At 55.3% G+C, this 6,064-nt stretch carries 3 protein-coding genes; 2 read left to right on the top strand and 1 reads right to left on the bottom strand.

Annotated elements, in window-relative coordinates; translation table 11 throughout:
- Positions 1-202: 202 nt before the first annotated feature.
- Complete coding sequence (locus HMPREF3107_RS00440; protein ID WP_070452003.1) at positions 203-2,416, top strand: RelA/SpoT family protein; 2,214 nt, start codon at positions 203-205, stop codon at positions 2,414-2,416.
- Between the two features lie 132 nt (positions 2,417-2,548).
- Here HMPREF3107_RS00440 and aat read toward each other — a convergent pair whose 3' ends face one another.
- Complete coding sequence (gene aat, locus HMPREF3107_RS00435) at positions 2,549-3,274, bottom strand: leucyl/phenylalanyl-tRNA--protein transferase (RefSeq protein WP_070452001.1); 726 nt, start codon at positions 3,272-3,274, stop codon at positions 2,549-2,551.
- Between the two features lie 178 nt (positions 3,275-3,452).
- Between aat and HMPREF3107_RS00430 the strand changes: the two genes are divergently transcribed.
- Entirely contained in the window at positions 3,453-5,816 is a 2,364-nt protein-coding gene (locus HMPREF3107_RS00430) for a FepA family TonB-dependent siderophore receptor (protein ID WP_070451996.1), read from the top strand.
- Positions 5,817-6,064 lie beyond the last annotated feature (248 nt).

Below are 6,064 nucleotides of genomic sequence, written 5' to 3'. Positions count from 1 at the left end.
TTTGGTTGATGTAGAACGCAACCTGAGCTAATCCCTTTCTTGAAAACGGCTGGTTTCCAGCCGTTTTTTTTTGTTTTTGCAGACAACCTGATTTCCACAAATAATCGACGTTTTAGCTTCGCAGAAACCTTGTTTTCCTACCCTGTCCGTTTCAGCTACAATATCCGTCCATCCCTTCTCCCATACCGTTTCGGAGCATCCCATGGCTGGCATCAACCCTGCACCCTCGTCATCACAATCCTATTTTCAGACGGACAAACAATGGTTCGAACAATACTGCTCCCAACAAAACGATTCCGACCGTGCTTTATTGCATCATGCCTTAGAACTAGCCGAAAACGCCTATCCGCCCGAGGCAACTACTGAAAGCGGCGAGCCGCTGTCAGAACACCTGCTGAAAGCTGCACAAATGGTGGCAGACATTGATCTGCTGCCGGAAGCAGTCGCCGCAACCATACTGACCGACATTTCCACCTATCGGGACAACTGGTTCGAAACCGTTGCCGAAAAATGCGGAAAACCCGTTGCCGAACTGGTGTGCGGTATCGACGAAGTACAGAAACTGACCCAATTTATCCGCGTCGACAACCTCGCCACTCCGGAAGAGCGCGCCCAGCAAGCCGAAACCATGCGTAAAATGCTGCTGGCGATGGTAACCGACATCCGCGTCGTCATCATCAAGCTGGCTCTGCGCACACAAACCATGCAGTTCCTTAGTAACGTCCCAGACAGCCCCGAAAAACGCGCCGTCGCCAAAGAAACCCTCGACATCTTTGCTCCGCTCGCCAACCGTTTGGGCGTGTGGCAGCTCAAATGGCAGCTCGAAGACCTCGGCTTCCGCCATCAAGAACCCGAAAAATATCGCGAAATCGCGTTGCTTTTGGACGAAAAACGCACCGAACGCCTCGAATACATCGAAAACTTCCTCAACATCCTGCGCGCGGAGCTCAAAAAATACAATGTTCACTTTGAAGTCGCCGGCCGCCCGAAACACATCTACTCCATTTACAAAAAAATGGTGAAGAAAAAACTCAGCTTCGACGGGCTGTTCGATATCCGCGCCGTGCGGATTTTGGTCGATACCGTTCCCGAGTGTTACACCACGCTGGGTATCGTCCACAGCCTCTGGCAGCCCATCCCGGGCGAGTTCGACGACTACATCGCCAACCCCAAAGGCAACGGCTATAAAAGTTTGCACACCGTCATCGTCGGCCCGGAAGACAAAGGCGTGGAAGTGCAAATCCGCACCTTCGATATGCACCAATTCAACGAATTCGGTGTCGCCGCCCACTGGCGTTATAAAGAGGGCGGCAAGGGCGATTCCGCCTACGAACAAAAAATCGCCTGGTTGCGCCAACTCTTGGACTGGCGCGAAAACATGGCGGAAAGCGGCAAGGAAGACCTCGCCGCCGCCTTCAAAACCGAGCTTTTCAACGACACGATTTACGTCCTGACCCCGCACGGCAAAGTCCTCTCCCTGCCTACGAGTGCAACCCCCATCGACTTCGCCTACGCCTTACACAGCAGCATCGGCGACCGTTGCCGCGGCGCGAAAGTCGAAGGGCAAATCGTGCCGCTGTCCACCCCGCTTGAAAACGGACAGCGCGTCGAAATCATTACCGCCAAAGAAGGACATCCCTCCGTCAACTGGCTCTACGAAGGCTGGGTTAAATCCAGCAAGGCAATCAGCAAAATCCGCGCCTACATCCGTCAGCAAAACACCGACACCGTGCGCGAAGAAGGCCGCGTCCAGCTCGACAAGCAGCTTGCCAAACTCACGCCCAAGCCCAACCTGCAAGAGCTTGCCGAAAACCTCGGCTTCAAAAAACTCGACGACCTCTACACCGCCGTCGGACAGGGCGAAATTTCCAACCGCGCCATCCAGAAAGCCTGCGGCACGCTGAACGAACCACCGCCCGTACCCGTCAGCGAAACCACCATCGTCAAACAGTCCAAAATCAAAAAAGGTGGCAAAACCGGTGTACTCATCGATGGCGAAGACGGCTTGATGACCACGCTTGCCAAATGCTGCAAACCCGCGCCACCCGACGATATTGTCGGCTTCGTTACCCGCGAACGCGGCATTTCCGTACACCGCAAAACCTGCCCCTCTTTCCAACACCTCGCCGAACAAGCGCCTGAAAAAGTGCTGAACGCAAGCTGGGCGGCGTTGCAGGAAGGACAAGTGTTCGCCGTCGATGTCGAAATTCGCGCCCAAGACCGTTCAGGGCTTTTGCGCGACGTATCCGATGCGCTCGCCCGCCACAAACTCAACGTTACCGCCGTGCAAACCCAGTCCCGCGACTTGGAAGCCAGCATGAGGTTCACACTCGAGGTCAAACAAGTCAACGACCTCCCGCGCGTCCTCGCCAGCCTCGGCGACGTCAAAGGCGTCTTGAGCGTTACGCGCTTGTGATGCGGATACATCCGCCCCTACCGCTTTAACGCCTGGCTTTGACTCAAGCTTCATCCGCAAGAAAAGGCCGTCTGAAAACGATATTTAAGGTTTTCAGACGGCCTTTTCTCGGGCTACTCCAATTCACAAGGTTTAGGCCATATTTTCAGCGACTACCCCGCTTTCTATCGGCCGCAACAGCGGCAAGCCGTTCAACCGCCCCAAGGCCGTCTGAAAAGCAAACAGGCCGACCGTTTCCGAACCGAAACGCTGCAAATGATACGTATCCTGCTGGCAGTCGATTAACCCGACACCGCAGCGGGCAAGGAACGGCACGGCGCAGGCAAAGGCGATTTTCGATGCGTCGGGCATACGGGCGAACATTGATTCGCCGTAAAACACCCGCCCGATCTGCACGCCGTAAAAACCGCCCGCCAACCGCCATTCTCCGGACTCATCAGGCAACCGGCACTCGAAAGAATGGGCATGGCCTAAACGGTGCAGCCTGCCATAGGCCGTCTGAAAATCCGGCGTAATCCAAGTTCCATCCTGTCCCGGACGCGGCACTTCCGAGCATGCAGCGACAACGTCGGAAAAACAAGTATTGACGGTAACGCGGTAACTTTTGTTCCGCAGCGTTTTCGCCAGCGAACGGCCGATATGCAGCTTTTCCGGCAGCAGTACGGTGCGCGGGTCGGTGGTAAACCAGTAATACAGCCCGTTTTCGGAAAACCACGGAAAAATGCCCTGACGATAGGCCGACAAAAGCCGCCCCACGTCCAAATCTCCGCTTACGCCGACCAGCCCGTCATATTCCGCCGCCAAACGGGCGGCGTTGGGAAACCTATAATCATGAGGCGGCAGATAAGGAATTTTCATAAATCACACAGGAAAAACGGTGATTGTAAGGGCAAACCTTCCCCCGTGCTTTACTTTTGTTGCGGCAAACTGACAAAAATTAAAAAATAATCGGTTTTATTTTTGTATATTTTGAAACAAGACTAATTAGTGTTTATATTTATTTTTTTATTACACCCGCACACAGAAAAGGAAAAATATGCCTGCCCAACGCAAACTCCCCCTCTTCCCACTGGCCGTACTGCCGCTGACACTGGCCGCCGCCTTCGCCCATGCCGACGGGGACGCCGCCGTAGAAGGCGCATCGCTCGACACCGTTTACGTTACCGCCGAAAAACAACTCCAGCAATCGCTCGGCGTTTCCCGCATTTCTAACGAAGACATCGAAAAACGGCCTGCCGTAAACGATATTTCCGAACTCGTCCGCACCATGCCCGGCGTAAACCTCACCGGCAACACCGCCACCGGCCAGCGCGGCAACAAACGCCAAATCGACCTGCGCGGCATGGGACCGGAAAACACCCTGATTTTGATTGACGGCAAACCCGTCCATTCGCGCCAGTCGGAACGCATCAGTATGCGCGGCGAACGCAACACGCGCGGCGATAGCAACTGGGTGCCGGTTGAAGAAATCGAATCCATTACCGTCCTGCGAGGCCCCGCCGCTGCCCGCTACGGTTCCGGCGCGATGGGCGGCGTGGTCAATATCGTTACCAAAAAAGTACCGAAAGAATTCAAAGGATCGGTGAACTATTACACCAACCAGCCGCAAGACAGCAAGGAAGGGGCGACCAACCGTGTCGGCTTCAACCTCGGCGGCCCGATTATCCAAGACGTATTGGGCTTCCGCATCTACGGCAATTTCAACAAAACCGATGCCGATTCCACCGGCATCAACCGCGATTCCATCACCACCCTTACCACGCAAAACGGCCCGATACGGGAACGCGGACGTATCGTTGTGCCTGCTGGACAAACCCGCACCGTTACCAACACTACCTATGGAGCGGCAGGGGTGGAAGGCGTGAAAAACAAAGACATAGCCGGCCGCCTGCAATGGAAAATCAGTCCGTCGCAAACCCTGATTTTCGACAGCGATTACAGCCGTCAGGGCAATATCTACAACGGCGATTCGCAAAACTCCAATGCCGCCAATACACGGACCGTCATCACCGATACCGCCACAGGCGCGGTGATTTCCGACACCGAATCGACCCTGCGCGAAATCTACCGGAGCGGCATCAAGGAAACTGCCCGCCTCTACCGTTCCTCCTACGCCCTGACCCATGACGGCGCGTGGGACTGGGGCGACACCAAAAACGTATTGAGCTACGAACGCACCACCAACAGCCACCTGCCCGAAGGTTTGGCAGGCGGGCCTGAGGGCAGCTATGTCGGCACGGAATACGTCCAAAGCCGTCTGAAAAACCTGCGTTTCAGCAGCGAGGCCAACATACCGTTCAAACTCGGCGTAGAAAACGTACTGACCGTCGGTGCGGAATTTACCGACAGCAAACTGGACGATCCCTCATCCAACCGTCAAGGCTTTACCGACCAAGGCCAAACATCGACCTTCCCGGGCATTTCCGCCATACGCGGCGGCAAAACATCGCAGCAGAACAAGGCAATCTATGTTGAAGACAATATTTCGCTGACCCCGTCCACCAAACTGATACCGTCCCTGCGCTACGACCACAACAGCAAAAGCGGCGGCAACTGGAGTCCCGCGCTCAACTTCTCCCAGCAGATTGGCGCAAACTGGCTGGTCAAAGGCGGCATCGCGCGCGCCTACAAAGCCCCCAACCTGTACCAAAGCAATCCCGAATTCATCCTGTACACGCGCGGTAACGGCTGCCCCGTGGAATTGGGCAGCAACCCGCACTGCTACTTTATGGGCAATGCCAACCTGAAACCCGAAACCAGCGTCAATAAGGAAATCGGCATCGAATTCGACAAAAACGGCTGGCAGGCCTCGGCAACCTACTTCCACAATGCCTACCGCAACAAAATCATCACCGGCACGGAAATCGTAGCCCGCAGCAGCACCAGCACGGGCATCCTCTACCAATGGGACAACTCGCCGAGGGCGATTGTTTCCGGCCTAGAGGGCAACCTCGTCGTCCCCCTGCACAACACGCTGAAATGGAGCAACAACTTCACCTACATGCAGAAATCGGAAGACTACAAAGGCAACCCCCTGTCGCTGATTCCGAAGTTCACCATCAACAGCACGCTGGCCTGGACGCCGAACGAACGCTTTGACGCCAACCTGACCTTCACCCAATATGGCCGCACCAAACCGCGTTCGGTCGCCATCAACAACATCGAACAAAGCGGCAGCGGCGGCAGCGGCGAAACCCTGGCTTCCGCCCGCAACCAAACCGTTTTGGGCGGATACGGCATCTGGGGCATCAACGCCGGCTACAACTGGAACAAACGCGTGGCCGTGCGCGGCGGCATCAGCAACCTGTTCGACAAAAAACTGTACCGCACCGGCAACGGCGCGCAGACCTACAACGAACACGGCCGCGCCTTCTACGGCAGCTTAAAAGTATCGTTTTAATCAGATTCCGTATCCGTAGGCAAAGAGGCCGTCTGAAAACATCTTTCAGACGGCCTCTTATCCCGTACGTACTTTATACCCCATCCCCGTCGAACACTTTTTTTCAAAACCGTCCGAAACCGCGCGGGCACCACAATATGCATAACGGCAACCGGCATTTTGTATAATCTGCCTATTCCGTGCCCACACTGTCCGAAGCCTGTTTTCAACCAAGCAGCCAGTTTCAGACGGCCGGCAGAACATCCCAA

Origin of the sequence: Neisseria sp. HMSC31F04 (assembly GCF_001807735.1) — a bacterium.
Lineage (GTDB): Bacteria > Pseudomonadota > Gammaproteobacteria > Burkholderiales > Neisseriaceae > Neisseria > Neisseria elongata.
This window is presented reverse-complemented; position numbering and strand designations above follow the sequence as displayed.